The organism is Rhizocola hellebori (assembly GCF_016862955.1).
GTDB lineage: Bacteria > Actinomycetota > Actinomycetes > Mycobacteriales > Micromonosporaceae > Rhizocola > Rhizocola hellebori.
This window is the reverse complement of the sequence record NZ_BONY01000018.1, coordinates 1-19753: the sequence shown is the minus strand read 5'-3', so window position 1 is coordinate 19753 and position 19753 is coordinate 1. Positions and strand designations below refer to the sequence as shown.

The 19753-nt window shown below is 64.1% G+C and carries 12 protein-coding genes and 1 pseudogene; 8 read left to right on the top strand and 5 right to left on the bottom strand.

Annotated elements, in window-relative coordinates; genetic code table 11:
* Positions 1-41 precede the first annotated feature (41 nt).
* The 4 genes from Rhe02_RS16670 (at position 42) to Rhe02_RS16655 (ending at position 8088) form a co-directional block, all read left to right on the top strand.
* A complete protein-coding gene (locus Rhe02_RS16670) occupies positions 42-4496 on the top strand; it encodes a S1 family peptidase (RefSeq protein ID WP_203909155.1) in 4455 nt (1484 codons plus the stop codon).
* Positions 4497-4653: 157 nt separating this feature from the next.
* Positions 4654-6174: a hypothetical protein gene (locus tag Rhe02_RS16665; protein WP_203909154.1), complete on the top strand. Its 1521-nt coding sequence runs from the start codon at positions 4654-4656 to the stop codon at positions 6172-6174.
* Between the two features lie 353 nt (positions 6175-6527).
* Positions 6528-7001, top strand: a complete 474-nt coding sequence (locus tag Rhe02_RS16660; protein WP_203909153.1) for a hypothetical protein — start codon at positions 6528-6530, stop codon at positions 6999-7001.
* 568 nt (positions 7002-7569) lie between these two features.
* Positions 7570-8088: a monooxygenase family protein gene (locus Rhe02_RS16655; RefSeq protein ID WP_203909152.1), complete on the top strand. Its 519-nt coding sequence runs from the start codon at positions 7570-7572 to the stop codon at positions 8086-8088.
* A gap of 474 nt (positions 8089-8562) precedes the next feature.
* Here the strand turns inward: Rhe02_RS16655 and Rhe02_RS16650 are convergent, their stop codons facing one another.
* Positions 8563-9243 (bottom strand): Rv1352/Rv1906c domain-containing protein, encoded by a 681-nt coding sequence (locus Rhe02_RS16650; protein ID WP_203909151.1) that lies wholly within the window; start codon positions 9241-9243, stop codon positions 8563-8565.
* 1708 nt (positions 9244-10951) lie between these two features.
* On the opposite strand from Rhe02_RS16650, the gene Rhe02_RS16645 reads away from it, so the two are divergent.
* The 3 genes from Rhe02_RS16645 to Rhe02_RS16635 all read left to right on the top strand — a co-directional run bounded on the left by Rhe02_RS16645 (position 10952) and on the right by Rhe02_RS16635 (position 14160).
* Positions 10952-11377: a hypothetical protein gene (locus tag Rhe02_RS16645; RefSeq protein ID WP_203909150.1), complete on the top strand. Its 426-nt coding sequence runs from the start codon at positions 10952-10954 to the stop codon at positions 11375-11377.
* A gap of 99 nt (positions 11378-11476) precedes the next feature.
* Complete coding sequence (locus tag Rhe02_RS16640; RefSeq protein ID WP_203909149.1) at positions 11477-11878, top strand: hypothetical protein; 402 nt, start codon at positions 11477-11479, stop codon at positions 11876-11878.
* Positions 11879-13206: 1328 nt separating this feature from the next.
* A complete protein-coding gene (locus Rhe02_RS16635; protein ID WP_203909148.1) occupies positions 13207-14160 on the top strand; it encodes a hypothetical protein in 954 nt (317 codons plus the stop codon).
* A 284-nt stretch (positions 14161-14444) separates the two neighbouring features.
* Here the strand turns inward: Rhe02_RS16635 and Rhe02_RS16630 are convergent, their stop codons facing one another.
* Positions 14445-15416: an IS110 family RNA-guided transposase gene (locus Rhe02_RS16630; RefSeq protein ID WP_203909147.1), complete on the bottom strand. Its 972-nt coding sequence runs from the start codon at positions 15414-15416 to the stop codon at positions 14445-14447.
* 240 nt (positions 15417-15656) lie between these two features.
* Positions 15657-16175 (bottom strand): annotated as a pseudogene (locus Rhe02_RS49825) (hypothetical protein); the annotation flags it as partial.
* Positions 16176-16464: 289 nt separating this feature from the next.
* On the opposite strand from Rhe02_RS49825, the gene Rhe02_RS16620 reads away from it, so the two are divergent.
* Entirely contained in the window at positions 16465-17433 is a 969-nt protein-coding gene (locus tag Rhe02_RS16620; RefSeq protein ID WP_203909146.1) for an LPXTG cell wall anchor domain-containing protein, read from the top strand.
* Between the two features lie 940 nt (positions 17434-18373).
* Here the strand turns inward: Rhe02_RS16620 and Rhe02_RS16615 are convergent.
* Together Rhe02_RS16615 and Rhe02_RS16610 are read right to left on the bottom strand one after the other, a co-directional pair.
* Positions 18374-18733 carry a hypothetical protein gene (locus Rhe02_RS16615; RefSeq protein ID WP_203909145.1) on the bottom strand — a complete coding sequence of 120 codons (360 nt, stop codon included), beginning with the start codon at positions 18731-18733 and terminating at the stop codon, positions 18374-18376.
* A 787-nt stretch (positions 18734-19520) separates the two neighbouring features.
* On the bottom strand, positions 19521-19753 hold a 233-nt coding region (locus tag Rhe02_RS16610; RefSeq protein ID WP_203909144.1), incomplete at its 5' end, for a hypothetical protein.

Below are 19753 nucleotides of genomic sequence, written 5' to 3'. Positions count from 1 at the left end.
CGCCAAACGGTGTCCAGCCGCCGAGAAAGTGGGAGCAGCTGATGGAACTGGACCGAATCGTTCAGATCGTCGCGCAGATCGGCGATAGCCGCCTTCTGGGCACGGGCTACCGGCTCACCTCCACTGCCGTGCTCACAGCCTGGCATGTGGTCGCCGACGCCACCAGCGTGACCGTCCGCGCCGACATCGCAGGTTCCGCCACACACACCGAGTCGGTGGCACTTGACCGACGAAATCTGGGCGACGACATTGCCCTTGTCTCGGTGGCGCCCGGCAGCCTTCCCGACGTCGCGGGCCCGCCCAGCCTTGGCCGGCTCACCTTTGGCGGGGTGACCGAGGTGGCGGCGCAGACGGCGGGCTACCCGGCTCGGAAGGTCCGCTCCTCACCGCCGGTCGCCTATCGGGATCTGCAAGTATGCTCCGGCTATCTCACGATGGGTTCCAATCGCCGGTCCGGGACTTTCGAGCTTCACATCCGCGCCCTGGCCGGCGCCCCGAGCGGCTGGCCCTCCTGGGGCGGTATGTCCGGGGCCCCGGTGCTGGTTGACGGCCGCCTGGTGGCCGTGGTGACGGAACACCATGAGCGGGAAGGCCCAGCCTTCCTGGTGGCCCTGCCAGTCTTCAGCGCATCCGGCGGTGACCGCGGTCTGCGGCAGGCCCTGAGGCTGCCCACCGAAGTCGACATACCCGACGTGGCACCGCGTGCCGTCCGCAGCCGGGTCTTTGCGGCCTACGGCGGAATCGCCAGCGACCTTGTACCCGCGGAAGGGCTTCGTGCCCGCGAGCCGGAACTGCTGGCGCTGGCGCAGTTCTGCGAAGGCAGCGACGCATACCTGTGGTGCCAGGGCAAACCCTGGGCAGGCAAGACCGCCCTGCTGGCCACGTTCGTGACCAGCCCGCCACCGGACGCCGATCTGCTGTCTTTCTTTGTGAGCCGCCGCGGCCTGGGCCAGTCCGACTGTGCGGCCGCCGTCGACAACCTGCTGCGCCAGGTTTGCGCGCTGCTGGGACCCGACGCCGAGCTGGACATCCCGCTGGCCGCCCGCGCATCCCACCTGCATCGCCTGATCTCGGAGGCCGCCGGACGAGCCCACGCCGACGGCCGACGGCTAGTGTTGGTCGTGGACGGGCTCGACGAGGACACCGGCACGACACTGCAGATCGCCGACATCCTGCCGCTGGCGGAGCCCGGCCTCAAGGTGATCGTCAGCAGCCGCAGCGACCACCGCCCGCCCGACGACCCGCAGCATCCGCTGCGCCGCGCCAGAATCATGCATCTGAACCAGTCCGCGCACGCGCAGGGCCTCGAAACCAAAGCCCGGCAGGAACTTTCCGCGGTGCTGACCGACACGTTCAGCGCACAGATCCTCGCCCTCGTCATCGCCGGGCGCGGTGGCCTGTCGGCCAGCGAGCTGCAATCGCTCACCGGACGGCTGCCCTTCGAAATCGACACGGTGCTGGCCGGGATGAAACGTGTACTGGTGCCGAGGCGACGCAGCCGGCAAACCGGTGGCGAAGCCCGTGCAACCCTGGCCGTCGCCCACGACACGCTGCTTGCGGCCGCCGAGGCCGGCATCGGCCCCGCGCTGATCGAGCAAAGCCACGGCGAAATCCATGCCTGGGCCCGGCGCTGGCGGGCCGAAGGCTGGCCGGCCGGCACACCGGCGTTCCTGCTGTTCGAATATCCCAGGGTGCTCAGGGATGCCGGCGATGCCGATGCGCTGCTCGCCCGAGCGCTCGATCCCGCCTGCCAAGAACGGCTGTACCTGTCCACTGGCGCATTCACCCAGGCTCTGGCCGAGATCCGCCATGCCCAGGACGCGATCGTGGGCTCGCCGCCAGCCGACCTGCGGGCGCTGACCATGCTTTCGGAAAGGCGCAGCGAACTGGTCAGCCGCGCCGAATGGATTCCCATCGAGCTGGCGGGTATGTGGGCCGATCTTGGCCAGACGATGCGTGCGCTGGCCCTGGTGGACTCCCCCACCATTTCCTACGAGCGAAGCGCCGTCCTGGCCTCGATGAAGCCCGCGATCAGCTCGCTCGCCGATTCGCTTGTCAGCGCCGGCGAGTTGCACCAAGCGGCGCACTTGATCGAGATATTGACACACCATGATGTCCGCGAAGCGGTTGCCTGCGCCCTGGTGAGCTCATCAATCGCTGCCGGCCGGCTCGCCGACGCCGAAACGCTGGTCGGTTTGGTGCCGGACGAGGCGGGCCGCCGACGAGTCCGCATCGAACTGCTGCGGGAACTTGTGTCCAATACGGACGGAATGACGCATGCCTTCACCGTCCTGCGCCAGATCAACGACGCCGAGCAACTACCCGAGGCGCTTGCCATCGTCCTGGGCCGGCTGCTGCCGGACGTGAAGTCCTGGCCAGCCATGATCGCCGGCCTTGTCGTCGATCTCGGCATCGCACCCGAGACGCTGGCGAAGGCCTGGGGTCTGGTCCGCTACGACGTTGCCTCCCCGGCAATCGTCGACGAACCTATCGGCGAGGTCGCCGTGGCCTTGGCCAGGCGGCATGAGACCGGCATGGCAGAGGCGTACATTCGTGCCGCCACCGCCAGCTGGCGCGGCGCCCCCTTCGCGGAGCTGGCGCACGCCTTCGCAAACAACGGTGACTTCGCACAGGCCACGCTGATGGCAGGTCAGATCCCAGGCGACGAGGAGCGCTCAGCCCTGCTCCTGCAGCTGTCCGGTCATGCCATGTCCCAAGGCCAGCACCGGATCGCCCGCGACATCGTCGACGGCATCGTCGCCGAGCTGGCCGAAGGCCACACCTCCGGCGCCTACCGGCGCAAGCATGCATTCCGACAGCTCATCGAAGCTGTGGCTGCCTTGGACTGCGATTGGGCCGAACAGCTGCTGTCCGATGAGGACGACGAGGACGCCAGGACCGCAGGCGCCCCGATCGTCGTCGCGGCACTCGTCGCCGGCGGGCACCCCGAGCGCGCTGAGGCTCTCGCCCGGCAGCTTCGAGACGTTCACCACGAGGTGCTCCACAGCCTCCTCGCCGCGCTGGCCCCCACACACCTGCACCACGCCGAACGGATCATCGCGGAAATCCCCAAGTACTATCGGCCGCAAGCATGCCTGGCCGTCACCGAGGCCCTGACCGCCGACGGGCAGTACGACCGTGCAGCCGAACAGGCACACCAGATCGAGGATCCTTCGGATAAGGCCATCGCCTTCGCCGGGCTGGCTCGTGCCATGCACGCCAACGGTTTGCCGCAGCGCGCCCACCTGGCCGCCACCGCTGCCGACGAGGCTGCAGCGGCCATGCCCCACCCCTTCCGGCGAGCCTGGCGAATGACCGATGCGGTGACGGCGCTGCTCGGCCTCGACGACCACGCGCTGGCAGGATTGCTCGCGGAGACGGCCAACCAGCCGCTCACCGCGCCCTGGGGCCTGGGCGCATCCATCCGCGTCCTGACCCACACCGAGCAGCTCGACGCCGCCATCTCCCGCGCTGGCCGAGCCGAGCAGACAGCCGCCCGGTTCATCAGCCAGCCACCAGACGGCGTACGCGCGATCACCATCCTGGAGACCGTGAACTACCTTGCCGACAGCATCCCGGATCTTGTGAAGGCACTGGCGCAGCACGACCGTCTGGATGAGGCCACCGAGATGGTTCTGGCCGCTAAGCACCCGGATTTCACCCGACGGACCTACCCGCCGCTGGCCGTATTGCTGGCCACCCGCGGCCGCTACGACGAAGCCGACGCGGTGGCGTCGACGGACATCACCGACTGGGCCAAGATCCGCGCATATTGCGGCCTGGCCTCAACCGCCGCCGGACAGGACCGCCAGCGAGCGATCCGCTGGCTGCAACATGCGCAAGCCACCATCGCCACCACCGACGACCTATATGACCCGGCGCTGCTCATCGGCGCGTACTGCGCATTGGGGATGGTCGGCAAGGCCCTCGACACCGTGTCCGACCCGTCCCGGATCATCGTGGAATCGAAGGTGAAATACGTCCTGCAAGGCTTGGCCCGCCACGGTTTCCATGACGAGGCCGAAAACCTTGCCCGATCCTTCACCGATTCGCCGAGCCTGCTGCGTGACGCTCTTACCGCCATCATGGCCGCGCACGTGGACATCGGCAATCAGCAGCTGGTCAGCGGGCTCCTCGCCGAAATCAGGGAACTCGGAGCCAACCTGCCGGACGCAGCGTTCGACAACCGTCCACTAGAGACAGTCATGGCAGCCGCAGCCCTGACCATGCCACACGCCGAGTTGGAGGAATTCATCCTCGCCGAGGAACGCCACATCTACGCCGACCTGCCAGGCGGACCAGGCAGGTTGCTCACCCTCGCGCGGACGGCCCTCGCGCTCCCAGACCACAGCCTTGCCCGGCACCTGCTCACACAGGCGCTCGTGGCGCCGCATTCTCTGTACCACGCCTACGACATCGTGGGCCGTCTTGAGCCGACAGCACTACAGCAGCTCGCGCTCAAGTGGATCGAGCAAAGTGCCCCCACGCCGACCTGAACAGGTCATTGACCGCCATCAATGCCGGCTCGGCCGCGCCTGTCGGGACGGCGGCAGCAAGGGCCGCCCCCAGACGCCGAAAATCCACCATCCGGATCGGCCGCCGGTGGCGTTGAGCGACGGTGGCTCATCATCTGGCCGCTGGCATACTGTGCGCGTGGCGGGCGACGCGGGCGGAGATGAGATCGGTGGCGCGCGTGTGTTGGAGTCGCTCCTCGAGGCTCTCGGGCGATGGCCGGATGTCGGGAGCCAGGCCCGTGTCAGCATCGAGCGGTGGAGCAGTCTTACCGCGGGCGAAGTGAAGGCCTATCAGGACAAAGGCATCTCCGCCGTCCGTGGTGCTGCTGGCTGGCAGTCGGTGGCCGACCAGGTTCGCGAACTTGGCCAGCTGCGTTATGAACCGGCCGTTCCGACCTTGATCGGGCTGTGGGAGGAGTGCCCCGTTAATCCGGTCGCGGTAGCCGCCGCCCACGCGCTTTTCGGGATCGGGACCGCCGAGGCCCGCGATGCCCTGCGGCACGGGATCCATGACCACGACCACCTTGCCCGCTTCATGGCACTGAAGGTCATGTTCACTGACGACGGAACAGCCTGGGACAACGTCGCCCACCTGTTCTCCGACGAATGCCTGGCAACCACGGCCGGGTTGACGGCTGCGGCCGAGGCTCTCGGTCTGCTGTCGCCGTGGTCGTTTACCCGATCGGGCCCTGAGTGGCACTCGGAGCAGCTGCGCGATCTGGTGTCGCAGGACCACCGCTGGCTTGACCTGTGCGTCGGTCTTCGCGACCACGAAGTCCTGGGCCATCAGGCCCGCCAAGTGCTCAGGTATGCCGATCCCGCCGTTACCGGTCCAGCACTGGACGCTGCCAGAGCCGTACGGGCGGCGCAGACAAGAACGCCTGCCGGCAGGCACCTGCGACGAGGGGATCTCGTGGCACGCTATCTGGACGGAGACCATCGCGGGGTATGGCGCGACCTCGGGGCAATCGCCCACCTTGACGACCTGTGGCGCGCGGAGGCCGAGCAGGTAGCCGTACTGACCATGGATCGCGTCCGGCGAAACGCCTCCAGCCTCACCGCTGCTCTCATCGCCTGCGGCTGGCCGGTCAGCAACGAGCAGGCGCTACCTGGCCCCGCCGCGGATGTTGAGGACCGGCTGCGACAACTGGAGCAGATCACCGGATCGGCGGTGCCGCCAGCGCTGGCCGCCTACTGGCGCATCGTCGGAACGATCGACCTCGTCCCGCGCGGCACCTGGGACGCCCCGTTCCCGCCCGGCGTACCCGAACAACTTACGGTCGCCGACCCGCTGGAGATCATCGACCTCAGCACGGCGTGGTTCTCAGTCGAGGAGTGGCAGGAGGAATCGGCGGAACTGCATCCCGAAATCGCCGGACCGCTGGAAATCACCATCGCCGCCGACTACCTACATAAGGCCAACATCAGCGGCGGCGCCCCATACTCCGTCTGGCTACCCCACGCCGGCGCAGATCCGCTCGTCCGCGACGAAGAGCATTGCCTGACCTTCACCGACTACCTGCGGCGCGCCTTCGCAGGAAAAGGGTTCCTCCGGCTTGACCAGCAGGACGAATGGGTCGCCCACGGCGTCACCCGCGACCAACTCGCAGAGCTGACCGGTTGGCTGGCAAACGTCGAATACGAGCACCTGGACTTCTGACCCGAACGCCCGGAACCTTCCCGACCGATACCCCGGCTCACACGCCGCCAACCGACGCAGCTGACGACCACCATCACACAAGATCACACGCCCGCATCTGCCGGTGAGCGGATATTGCGCTGGGCCTTCGTCGCCAATTCCGCTCATGACAGCGCACCAGATCATGCAGTCACGAAAGGCGTTTACAATCCTGCCAATGTTGCGGAGCGGTTCCTGTGGTGCGTAGGAGGCCTACTCGTTCGGGTCTTAGCGCTTTGATCGCCAGAGCCTCGGTGACCTGCGCAGATGGTGCTCCTCTGCTACCTTGCCTTGTGCGCGTCTCTTGGCGGGGTTCGGCCGACTGCCTACGTGACATGCTTCGTGATCACGGATTGGATCCTGAGCGGGTCGGGAGTCCGAAGGCAGCGTGGCGTGTGTTTTGTGGGTTCCTCGCCGTCGACATTGATGGTATTGAGACTGACCCCCAATGCGACGCGGACGGATTCATTGTTCAGTGGGGCCGCTATAGCTGGAATGACGGGCTGCCTAGTCTCTCGTTCACCAGGCAGCTAGCGGTGGACGTCCGGGCACAGTGGACGGATAAGGAGTGGTACCAGCCGGAATACTGGCAGGTCTCACTCGACATGGTTTTCCCGGATCACGCCACGCTTGCCGATCTTGACCAGTTGAATGTGTCGAACAGTGGCTTCTACTTCGAACGTCCAGGTCCTGAAATGGACCGCGCTCTTCGCGAGGCGCTGTGGGAGATTGAGCAGTATCCGACGTTGCAGGCCTTGTGGGCCAGTGTGCCATCGCGCAGCAGCACAACGCTCGATAATGTGGCGTGATAAGTCGCAGATCGGCGTCGGACTGTCGCGAAGTGAGGGTTCGCAAGTGCCCAGCCTGCCGAATTGGGGACGCTGGGCTTCGTCGTGGACCAGACAAACACGCGGATCTGCCGATGAGCGGATGTTCGCCTACCCGGTTCCGTGGCCTCACCAGATTCGCCTTCGGTGGCGACGTCATCGAAACGAAACGGTTCGATCGTCACTACTTCTGGGCCATCCAACGTTGCCGAACCGCAGGAGGGTAGCGTCCACGTTGTGGAAGCGTTCTCCAGCAGCGGCATGCGGTTCACCGTGTTGGACGAGGGGCAGGTGGACGCAAAAGACAGTCGTTCTCCTGCAAGGGTTCCCGCAGAGTGCGCAATCATGGATCGGTCGGACAAACTGGCCGCATACATCCTGGAACGGATCGGGAGCGTGTCGCCGGCGACCTAACCGGCGCGTCGCCGAGGTCGACAAGCTCAGTATGGGCACGCCGCGCGATCCTCCATGCCATTCGCCGATGCGCATCAAGTAGATGGTCGGTGCGCGACCTTACCATCGGAGGATCCTGACCTGAAGGAGATCGGCAATGCTGAGCCGCGTCAATCGAGAGACCGTCGACCTGTCGTCCTATCCCGACCTGGTGGTGGTCTATCTGGGTATGCGCGTCAACCGGCTCTACGGCCTGCGCACCCTGATGACCCGCGGCCCGCGAATCGGCCGGTCGGACGACAAGCCGGAGGGCCTGCTCGCGCACGAGCCGCTCCTCTGGTCGTTGTTCCCCATGCACCTCGGCATCCGCCAGTACTGGCGGGACCTGCCCGCACTGCTGACCTGGGCCCGCTCCGAGCCGCACCGCCTGTGGTGGCGCGACTTCCTGCGCGACAGCGGCGGCACCGGCTTCTGGCACGAGACCTACCTGCTGCGCGGCGGCATGGAGGCGGTCTACGACGACATCCCGCAGCGCCGCGGCTTCGCATCCTTCGCCCCGGTGCACCCGGCCCGCGGCGCGATGTTCGGCGCGGCCGCGCGGGTCGGCCGCCCGGAGGACGACCTCGCCCCGGTCGTCACCGAGGACGACCTCTACGCCCCCGGGACCGGGCACTAGGTTCTGTGTTATAGATCAAGGCCGTCGGGTACAGCGCGGAGCCAGTCGAGCATTTCGGCGAGGTCGAGGATGGTGGCCGAGCATCATGATCAGCGCTGAGTGGGTGGGGTTATCGAGGTTGGCGGGGCCGCCGGCTTCGGGCAGCCACACGGCGGATCCCGTAGGCCCGGAGGAGGGTCTGATGTACAGGGCTTGCCGGCCAGTGAAGGCCGCATTGAGTGCACCCACATCTTCTACGACGAGGATCCTGGAACATCCTCATTTAGCCGCGATGGGCGCGTTCTCCGTGTCCGATAAGGGGTCGCCGACCGACATTGCTGGATCTTCACCTGGCCAATGCATTGCGATCACGGCATACGTCTCAGTTAGCGATCCCTGATCGGACGTGTACATCGGCGGGAGGTCCGGGATGCTGCTGGCTGTGTGGTCGTATGCCATTGGCTGCCTGGCATGTGCTGCACGTCTCCTGTGTACCTATGAGTCTGTCTTTTCCCACGAACCGCAGCGGTTGGATGTGAAGCCGGCGTCGCCGTCGGCGATGACCACGGTGGCGCGGTCTCCGGCCTCCAGATTGGCGTTGGCCAGGATCGCATCGAGTTCGCCGGTCAGGCCGCTCAATCTTGCCCAGTAGCAACCGATTGACTCATCGGGGACGGTCGCTCGGTAAGTACCCGGCTGTATGTCCTCTCCGACGATCCAGGTTCCGCCGGCAATTGTCGCTGCGGGAGCAGTTGGGCCTACCTTTTGTGATGGCTGCCAGGTGCCGCAACGACTTGATGTAAATCCTGCATCATCGGGATTGATGGTCACGGTGGCCATGTCGCCGGGCTCCAGATTGGCATTGGCCAGGATCGCATCGAGTTCGCCCGTCAAGTCACTCAGCCGTGCCCAATAGCAGCCAACCGACGTTGTCGGGACGACTGTTTGATAGGTCCCTGGTGCCACGTCTTTGCCAACGACCAACGTCCCGCTACCAAACGTTGTATCGGGTTGGGCCTGTTCGCTGTGCGCCGTGCCAGTTGCTACAGGGCCGAGCAGGACAAGTAAAGCAGCGACCGCGATGGTAAGCGCGCGCCTTTTGACATCGCGTCGGTTTACCCCAGAGCTGGGCAGTTGTTGTTGCTTCATCAAATCCACGCCCTCTTTACTGATCATAACCGTCACCGGGCGGGTGTGACCCGACGACGCATGAATGCGAGGCTGGCCCGGCGAAGGTCCCGTAGCTATCAGGCATATCCGGCGAGGGAATGCTCGAAACTTCCGCCCGACTTGGGCGACGACAAAGGCCGCCGTGTGCAGCGCCGTCGGACCGAACTGTCCTCGATCTTGGTCCACCTGATCTGTCCCGGGACCCAGCCAGTCGCCAAGTCGCCCGGGTGGGGTACGTACTGAGACTGCTTGAAGGCCGCCCGAATAGCGGGGTCCATCTGAGACGGACGCCGGGTGGCGCGATGACCGTCGGTGACACTCGGATCTGATCCGCTACCGACACAGCTGGATCTTCACTCGGCTAATGCATTGCAATCACGGCATTCGCCTCATTGAGGCGCCCTCACCAGAAGCGGCAGCCATGTCTCAGAACGGGAAGGTTGACCGAGACGGCTGGCATGGCGTCGTCGCGCGCGACGGTTCTATCCGGTGCTGTTTCTGGGGACGGCAGGCGGAGCGGTCGGGCGCCGGGTCGCTCAGCGCTCGTCATGTCACGGTTCTTATGGCTAGCATTGGCGGGTGATGGTGCGCGGTCTCGAGATGCCGCCTTTGCTCGTGCGGCTCATAGCCGAAGACCGGTGGCGTCATCCCGGCGACCACTCACAGCGGCAGTCGCGTTGGCGCTTGCCGCTAGTGCCCTCGCCGCCATAGCGCCCATTCCGCCGCCCGCGCCAACAGTGCCGACGTCGCTCTCACTTGGGCCGCCGGCAACGGGGTGCGGGCTGGAACTGCAATCACAGCATCCCGCCGAGCAACGGATGGAATCACCACGTTTTCGCATCGGCTGAACTCCAGTCCATGCCGGGGGGCCTCGCGCCACAACACCCAGCTGTTCCGTATCGGCCGCTAGCCGATTTCCGATCGGAGACAAGATGCTCACCCGCCTACGCAAGTCAGGATTGCTTGTTTGTAAGCAACGAAAACCGCCACCCGCCCCCGCGATCCGCGCATACCGGATGCGCACTGCCTTGACATGCGGGTCTGGCACGGTGAGCAACTCTCCCAGGAACTCCGCGGAGAGTTCAGCACCCGCTAGATCCACGACCGCGCCCGATTGGGCACCGCTGCGGACCGCGTCCTCTGTGCCAGACTGCATGCTTGTATCGTCTCAGACCCAAGCTAGAGATCCATAAGTGATAATCGACTGGCGTGCCTACCCGAGGACCAGCCAAAGATCTCCTGCCCCACCATGACGGCTGCAGCCGCCCGGATCTTCCTGCTGCGCCTTCGTTCTTGTCCCGCGGGAAACGGTGAGCGAGACGGCTTCCGCATGGCCGTCGCTCCGTAACGCTGATCTTTCTCCTTGATTGCAAAGACCTTCCCCCCGGGCTGCCGCAGCAGGGTGGTGGTAGCTAGGCATGCGTGCTTGGGAGGCGGATACCGCGCAGTCAAGGAGGGCCGATCCGACCCCAGGGCAGGCGAAATCGGTCCACACGACCCCAGGCGAGCGACTACCGCAGACGATCTACGAGCTCATTCACGCGGTACACGCACAGCAACGCGTGGACAACTTCAAACAGTTGCCGGCCATGTTGTGTAGGTCCAGCAGTTCCCGTTGTTGTTCGGGGGTTTCGAGATTCGGTGGCGATTGATGGTGCGGTCGAGGATTCCGCGGCGCCGCTGATGCTGCTGGGTTTGGCGGAGGAACTGGTCGATGGCTCTGACGATCGGGAGGGTGGGCTGCCCGGAGGTGAGGGCGTGTTCGACGGCGGAGGTCAGGTTTGGCGTACTCGGCCGCGGCCAGGACGTGGCCGATGGCGCGTTGCTTTGCCTGGAGGCTTGCCAGCATTTGCTCGATCGCCACGGCCAGCTGGGTGTAGAGGCGGTAGTGAACCTGCGTCGCGGTGTGATGAAGGTTGGGCTGGTCGCGCAGTTTGCTGCGCACGAAGTAGGGCAGGACTGGCACGATCTGTGTCCATCCGTTAAGGACGGGGTGTGCGCTGGCCAGGCCGACACGGGTCAGTTCGTGAACTGCTCGGGCTACATCGATGCTGTCTGGTGCAGTGAGGCCGTCTCCTTCGCGCAGTGCTTCGGCGTAGACGGGCAGGGCGGCGGTGGGGATGGTGGCGGTGAAGGTTGACCCCTCGACCGGATACTTCGGAGTAAGATCACTGTCCGGGACCATTCGCACGTTCTTCAGGCCAGATGGAGATCCCGTCGCCTATTTCTGGAATCAGTGATGATCAGCTCAGATATCGATCGATTGTTTCGCGAAGCCGTTCAGGGGGCTGGGTGGAGTCGATCCCTGTCTGCCTCGGAGGTTGCGGCGGAGTGGGAGCGGTTCGTTGTCGCCTGCGAGAGCGGATACGACGAAAACATCTATGAGTACAACAACGACTTATCGATACGGGACCTCATCGAAGTGCTGTTGAACGACGCCGATCTTGATCTTAGAAGTCGCCTTGATTGGTGGGTCGAGAAGGTGCAGACGGTGGATCGTCGTTTCAGGCAATTGCTACGATCAAGGGATGCGGACTCTGCCGGTGCCTGGTGGCGGGATAGGCCATTGCTCTTTGCCGGTCCCGAGCTCGCCGCCGATTTTGAGCAGCACTACGGAGGAAGTGTCGAGATTCGACAATGACTCGGCGGGAGCCGGGGCAACCAGGTCGCAAAGCGTATGCCTCAAAGAAACCTACGCACTCGAAATGGTCGATCAACGCGGTTGAGGAGATCACTAGCTCCGGTGCCCGGAGCTGCGCCACCCTTGCATACTTACCGATGCGGATGTCCGTGCGCCCTCGCTGCTTGTGGGCTGGACCCGTGGCCACGTCATCGCCTCCTGGATCACGGCATCGACGCCAACAAGCCTGGTTGGCGGATCGAGGCTCTTGGAAGAGGAAGTCGCTTTAGCCAAGGGTTGGGTGTTCCGCCAGTACAGCGAACGAGGACATCCCAGTTGGACAGCGGCCGCGTTGGCATCCTGGCTGTCGTGTCCAATTACCTGAGCGCGATCTTGCACAAACGAGGAATTGGGCGAGCGCCGACACGCTCAGTTACGCATGTCATGCCGCCATGACTGCATCGAACACCGCCAAGCCTCCATCGCCGCACTTGACAGCGATGGCCAGACCGCCGCTGTGACGAAGCGCAGATGCAGGTTGGGGTTCAAGTCACCGTCGAGGTGAACCCCAACGAGACTCGACGGACTCGTTTGACCTCGGCGTTGGAGTTTGGCGTGTGTCGGGATCGACACAGACGAATGCCCAACCTGGCCGCCTGACCCTGTCGGCGATTTTCCCATTGGGCTAGAGCCCTCAACCTGCGGCGTTTCCAAACGGCGGCTGGCCGATCGCATCGGTTTGGAACGCCGCTCTCTGTTGTCAAAGGCTGCTGGTCTGATGCTAGGTAAGGACTATCCCGCGATGTGCGAGATATCCACTTTGTCACCCTGCCGAGGCATCTTTCGCCAATGTCAAATGCCGCTTAGGCGATGCACGCTGTGCATTTGGCAACGCCGCTCGAATCGTGGATCCATTTTCCACCAACGCCGATAACGTGATCTCAGTCTGTCCACTTGCCTGCACACCACCACGAATAACCTGCCCCTAGCGACAGCGGTTCGCAGCGAACACGTTGCACTGCAGAGCCTGTTATGACGTGGCCATCGGTTCGGATTGGTGCCCGGTGACATAGGATGAAGCTGCGGCCGCGGTCCCCGGAAGGCCCGGCCCGAGCCGACGGACAGCGCCCTACCACAACGGCGGGACCGAAGGCGTGAAAACCAAAACCAAACGAATCATGCGCCAGATACACGGCCGAGCCGGGTTCGCACTGCTACGCCACCGCATCCTGCTCAACTGAGATCACCCACGGTCACCACCGAAAGAGCCCCAGAGCCGTTGATCTGATCGTCCCCTTGCGGGTCCACTAAACGTGCGAATGCGATTACCGCGGATCAAATGGAGGGGGTTGATCGGCGCGGTGGTTGACTGCCACCTCGAATATCTGATGCTGCCGAGGTTGGGACGCTGGGACAATCGCCGCGTGAACATTGGAGATCATGGTTCATCTGGTGGTTGCGTGGCGCGGGCGGGCGGCGTGTTCGAGGATGACGCACTTGTCGACCGGGTGAATCTGGCGTTGCAGAATATGTGGTCGCGTTTGGATTCGTTGCCGCGCAGCGATGAGTTTTGGTCTGGCACCAACAACCGTACGACGTGGTACAAGGTCGACGAGTTTGCGCAGCGGTGTGTTGTCCGGGATTCGTCGGACGAGACTGCCCGGTGGGCTGCGGTCGGGTTCTGGATGCATGCCGGCTCGTTCGGCGGACTTCAGCTCCTGGCCGAGGATGCCGCTGTGCGCGACGACGCGGTGTACGACTTGATTGCGGTGGCTGAGTGGGTGTGGCTTGAGGTCGGTGTCGACCCGGGACCGCACCTCGAACGGGCGCTTGCGCGGGTCGGTTCGTCAGTGCTGCAGCGGCTGACGCAGTCCGGCGGCCGGGTCGGGCGGGCTGCGGTGGCCGCTTCGGTGTTCCTGGCCGGCGAGTCGTTCACTGAGGCGATCGGCCGCCAACACTGGAACATGTTTCTGCATGCATTGGCCGTGCCGATGCCGCACGACCGCGATCCGTCGGTGGTGCGTGAGGCATTGGCCGCGGCCGAGGAGCAATGGCTTGCTACTGCGCAGCAGTGCCTGAGCAACGACGCATCGTCTGTCGTCGACCTGATGGATGCAGCTCAGTGGTGGGCGGTGCATCGTGATTACGACGTCGTGGGCCGGCTTCGAGAGCTGCTGGGGGCCCTATCCCGAGACTCGCTTGAGCTGATGGCTGGCGATCACGACGGCGAGACGGCGGCATCGTTGCGGGCCGCGTTACTCGTTCTTGATGGCCATGGATTCTCATCACGTCGATACCCGTGAGAACCACCGACCGCCAACTACACATCCGGATCTGGCACCCCTCTATGTCAAGCGTTGGTGAGAGATCGTCTCTTCCTGGTTGGGGGTTGTGGGGTCGGTCTGCTGGTGGAGGAGGGTATGGGGCGTGGCGTAGGGTGGGTGTCGAGTCCGGGAAGTGGCTTATCCGAAGAGTCGGCTGTCGGGGTTGAGCCGGCCGCGCTGGATGTCAGTGTCGCCCCCGATTGCCCTCCCGGACTCGCCTTATGGGCGTCGGTGACCATCCTTTGATATACCACATTGGACAGTCATCGTTTTAGGCTACGCAAAGCTTCCATCGGTGTTTTGCCCGCGGCGAGTCTGCGGCGGTTGTAGGCGCGGCCTTCGGTGTCGTGACGCAGCTGGACGATGGCCATGATGTGCAGTGCCCGGTTGATGCGCCGGTTGCCGGCGCGGGAGAGGCGATGACGCTGCTGGTCGCCGGAGGACGCGTCGATCGGGGCGGTGCCGTTCCAGGATGCGAAGTGATCGCGGCTGGCGAAGCGGCTGATGTCGCCGATGTCGCCGAGCAGCCGGGCGGCTCCGGACGGGCCGATGCCGTTGAGCTCAAGCAAGCTGCTGCCCGTGGCCGCGACTAACTCGGTCAGCTGGATCTTGGCGGCTTTGATCTTCTTGTCGATGACGGCCAGTTCGGTGATGAGCTCTGAGCTAGCTGGCGGCGGGTACGCCCGACGATGTCGCGCGGCCGCACCGTGTTGAGCAAGGGCGGGCCTGTGCAGCCGATAGGAACTGCTTCGCCCGCCCGGCACGAGTTCTAGCAGCAGGTGATGCAGATGGCTCACCGTCTCGGTGCGGGCTCGGCCCAGCCCGTCACGACGGTCAACGAGCAACCTCAACGCGACCGCGGTGTCGTCGACGACCACTTGGCGCAATCCGTTGGTGCGTAACGCGACCACTGCCACTGAGTGGGCATCCACGGCGTCTGTCTTACGGCCCTGGCCGGTGGCGAACACTCGTGCCCGCGCCGAGAGCTTGGCGGGTACATCCACGACTGTTTCGCCGTCGGCGACCAGGCGTTGGGCCAGGTGCCGGCCGATGCCGTTGCAGCCTTCCACCGCCCAAACGCGGTCCTTATGCTGGCGGCCCAGGTTGAGCATCGTCTGGTAGCCGTCACGGTCGGTGCTAAATCGGCCTTGGGCAAGCACCTGCTCACGGTCGTTGATGACCTCGATGGTTGCGGAACGTTTGTGTGGGTCCATGCCGATGATGACGCGTGCCATGTGCTGTTCCTCCTCATCCGAACCGAGCTGATATCGGCGAGGAGGGCAACGCTTCTTTGAGCTGGTCAGACCCCTCTTGAGCCTCTCCGCGCCACGGCGACCGGCAGAGCGCATGCCAGATGAGAGCCACACCAAACCGCGGTGGGCAGCCGAAAAGAGAGCCACCCCGCCGGTCACCTCGACCAAGCCTGGCCGGGCCACGGTCGTAGCACCAGTTAATAAGAAGCCGATGAGCGGACGTTAGCGTGCCCAGCCGGGGAGGGTGTCGGTACGCTGAATGCGGTCCAGCGTGCGGCGGGCGTCGCGCCAGGCGAGTAGAGCTGTTCGAAGGCGGGGTGAGGTGACGTCTTCGCCTTGCCGCCGAGCGCGTAGCTGGCTGATGAGCCAAGCGGGAGCGTCAGCCTGCTCGACCGTCTGGCTCTTGGTGAAGAGTTCACCGGTGCGCAGCGCATAGCGCCCACGGGCCATCGCTGTGAACCCGAGATCGGCGATGACTGGGTCAAGCCGCAGCCACGGACGCCGGGCGGCCCAGGTCCAGTACCCGGTGAGTTCCGCGCGGGCGGCTTGTCGAACATCGTCGTCCCTTATTGCCGGCAACACCTCTCGTGGCGAACGGCCGAAGACCGCGTACCCATGGCGTACCAGCTCCGCCCTGGTGATGCCGGACAGGATGCGTTGCACCAGTACTCCGTGTGTCCACGTCGGGTGCTCTACTCGGACGTCGGCGCACCTTCTGCCGTCGACGTAGACGCATCCGAGGCTTGGCGGCGACCACACCCTGGTCGCGTTCAAAACCATCCGCTTTCTTCGTCCGGCGACGGGGACCGCCAAACGGGACCATTACTTGTATATTTCTACCCGTCGTTTCCGATCGACCCTACGGGGAGAACTAATGAAGCTAGTGCTTCGCCGCGCCGCCGTTGGCGCGGTGGCATTTTTCGCCGTGTCGGCCGTCTCCGCGCCGGTGTTCGCCGAGACCACCGCTGACCTTCGGATATCCGCGGGTGGCACGACCATTGCGCTCGGAGCGTCCGCTAAGGACATTGCTGTGAGCATCATCAACGACGGTCCGGGCGCCGCCACCGGGATCAAGCTGACTTTTGACACCAGCCAACTCGCTCCCGCCATGGTGTGGCTCGAGCTGCCAGCCTGGTGCGATACGGCAACCAAGACCTGCGAGTTCACCGAGGGCGTGCAACTGACCACCGGCGAGAACCTCGACACCGTCTTCTTCAGACTGTTGAAGACGGGAGGGTCGACAGGCGGAGCAACGACCGGCCCTGCCGGCAAGCTGAAGGTCACGGTCAGCTCCGACGCCACAGACCCCAATGCGTCCAACAACGTCGCTGTCGTGGACGTCATGCTCAGCGAGACTGACGGCGTCGACCTCAAGGTCCTGAACTGGGATGTCGCCGCCGACATCACTGAGGACGGCGACATCGTGCCGGTCAAGCCGGGCGAGACCGCCCCGTTCATCGCCGCGTTTTACAACCAGGGCACGGCAGCGGCCAAGGGCGTCGTTACGACGGTGATGCTGCCGGCAGGCGCAACGTTCGAGGGCGCGGTGCCCCACTGTGTTTACAGCGAGGGCAACCGAAAGGCGGTCTGCACCGAGCCGGACTGGATCATTCCGACCGGCGGCAGCCACAAGGACGACAGCACGTGGTACGGCATCGAGCCGTTGACGGTGAGGGTGGCCTCGACCGTGGCCGGACCGGTGAACCTGACCCCTGGCAACATCACCATCGAGCCGATGGGCGAGCTCGAGCCCGAGAGCGCCACGGCGCGCTCCGCCACAGCGAAGAAGTTCACCGGCGCGTCAGCCCGCCTCGTCGATAAGTACAAGGATATCGACCCGACCGACAACGGCGATGACTTCATCGTGTACGTCGGTAGCAACGGCAACCTTCCCCAGACCGGCACGAACGTCGCGCTGATCGCGGGAATCGGCGGGATCATGCTCATCGCCGGCGGCACCCTATTCATGATCACGCGCCGCCGTCGCGTGGTCGCCTGATCCAGCGACACCGAGGACCCGGCCGAAGATGATCCGGCCGGGTCCTCGTCATACGCGAGGACCGCCTCATCCTGGTGCCCCAACGGAAGGTCGGCGAGCAGCACGCCCTACGTCACAAACCACCGGCCACCCGGCGGCATATCCGGCACACCGGTCTATCACCGCCCTGAAATGGCACCAAGCCTGACAGCCTGCCAACCAGCCCCACACTGATTCAACACCACCCCAGACTGTCGACACAGACCAAGGCACACCGAGCCCAGCAACATCAATATGGCTTACGGCCAGATATCGCTTGCACATAGCTCGTGATGATCGACCGCAGGTATTCGGCGTATACAGCGCTTCGTATCCCTGAGCTCATCCTGCCCCTGCCACCTGCGCGCCGGGGACGCCTGCACCTGACGGAAGGCACCACCGAGCAGGACTCCCAGCAAAGTACCGATGACACTTACAAGCACTGAGCCCATATGCGTCCCTCCTAACGCGCTGGGAGCCGACGGCGGTCCGTTCGCCGCCGCTAACAACGAGTGTCAGCCGCGCCGACAGCCCTCGGCAACGTCCGCACATGCCGCGATGAGGACGTTCGCAGTGTCCGATTGCGGGTCCTCATCAGAACATTGCTGTTTGAGTCGGGTCCGAGGGAGGGGCGCTGGCAGCCAATTCTCACATGACCAGTACGCAGAAGATTCTCACGCACGATGGCTATACGGGCACCTCGGCCGGCTCCAGGATCCACATTGGATCTTTCGGTTCGTCCTGACGTAAGTTTCTCGCCCAGCTCTTTCGGCGGACCTCCTTGCGGGCGATTTACAACAAATGCCTGTTGCTGCATGATTGAGGCACTGAGCTAGTGACGCAGGCGAATGGAGGTGACTCCCTGGGGCACCGGGGTCTATCCGTTCTTTTGCGGCCAGTTTGTTGGGCGATAATTGGGATGCTATTGAACACCCGGCGCATGCACCTCCAGCAGCCTTAGCGCATTCGCGGCCGCCTTGCGCAGGTCAGCCCATGCCACCGATGTGCGCAGCGAAGCTGAGCGCCAGGCGTCATCGGAGTCCTCGCTCAACCGGGCCAAGCGTGCATCGAGATCCTCTAGCGCCGCCATAGCGTCGACTGAGATCGATCCCGACCTTTGCTCCTTTGCCACCATGAATGCGTCATGAAACTCCAAAGCCAACTCGTCGGCTAGATCGCCTACTCCTAGCTCGCGCAAATAAGCCAGCTGCGCCTCTGATCCACGACTGAGCATCCCGATGGCCCGCCGCAGTTCAGCCGAAAGGCCGTCATTCTCATCCACGGATGATTCCTCCAAGGTCTCCTTTTGATTCTTCACCTCCAGGTGTCCATGGCCCACCTACACCGTGGCGTACCAAAGATCATCTGGTGAGAAGCTGTTAGAGTTCAGGCCAGCTAACCGCGGGCAGTGCCCGAACGCAGCGTGGAGAACGGAAGCATCACACCACAGAACCGGATCTTCGGATCTAGCCTCAACGTAGACCACAGGCACGCCGACGACGCCGCGGAACATTGAGTCGCCAAATAGTAAAGGAATCTTCCTCGACAAGTACCCCACAACCAAATCGCCGTCAAGGAAACGAGCCCAATCCTCCCCTGCTGCATCATCCCAGTCCACGTGCGCGCTGGTGAATCGCGTAAGCCTATCCAGCTCGCCGACGAACAGGTCCTGGCTCCGTCGCGACGCGTTTGCCATAGAACGATCAAGAACCGGCGCAAGATCAATAATGGTGCATTTCCTGGCGCTCCGTGAACGAAACCGTTCTTGTTGCGGTAGACATTAATCCACGACGTGAGTTCTCCCGCGTTCACAGTGACACCGATCGGGCCGTTCCTGACAAAGACCTTGGCTTTGATTCCGATCAAAGTCCCAGCAAGCCAGCACAACTGGCAGCGTCCGAGACGAGCGTAGGTGCATCCGCACTTCCAAGAAACTGGCTCATATTCTGAACGAACGAGCCAGTACAATGCGGCGCCATTCCAGTGGACCTGCCGACCGCCCCGGCCACCACGAGGCGCAGCCGTGCAGAATCACGTCGGCTCCGTGTGCATTTACTCGGCTGCCTCCATCAGCAGATCTGACCTGGCTTACGCGTCCTTCTCTGTATGGAGCGGTGTGTGTCGAGCACAGCTGGCCTGGACGCGACACCTGCCATAGGTACTATTTGCGGGCCCTTGTCGCGCGATCCTGCGAAGTCCACGCCACCGGTGGTTTTCTCCGGCAGGTTGCCCGCCAACATCTGATACACGTCACCAGACTCGACATAGGCCCGCCCGTTGTAGGGAAACAGCCAGCCTGCAC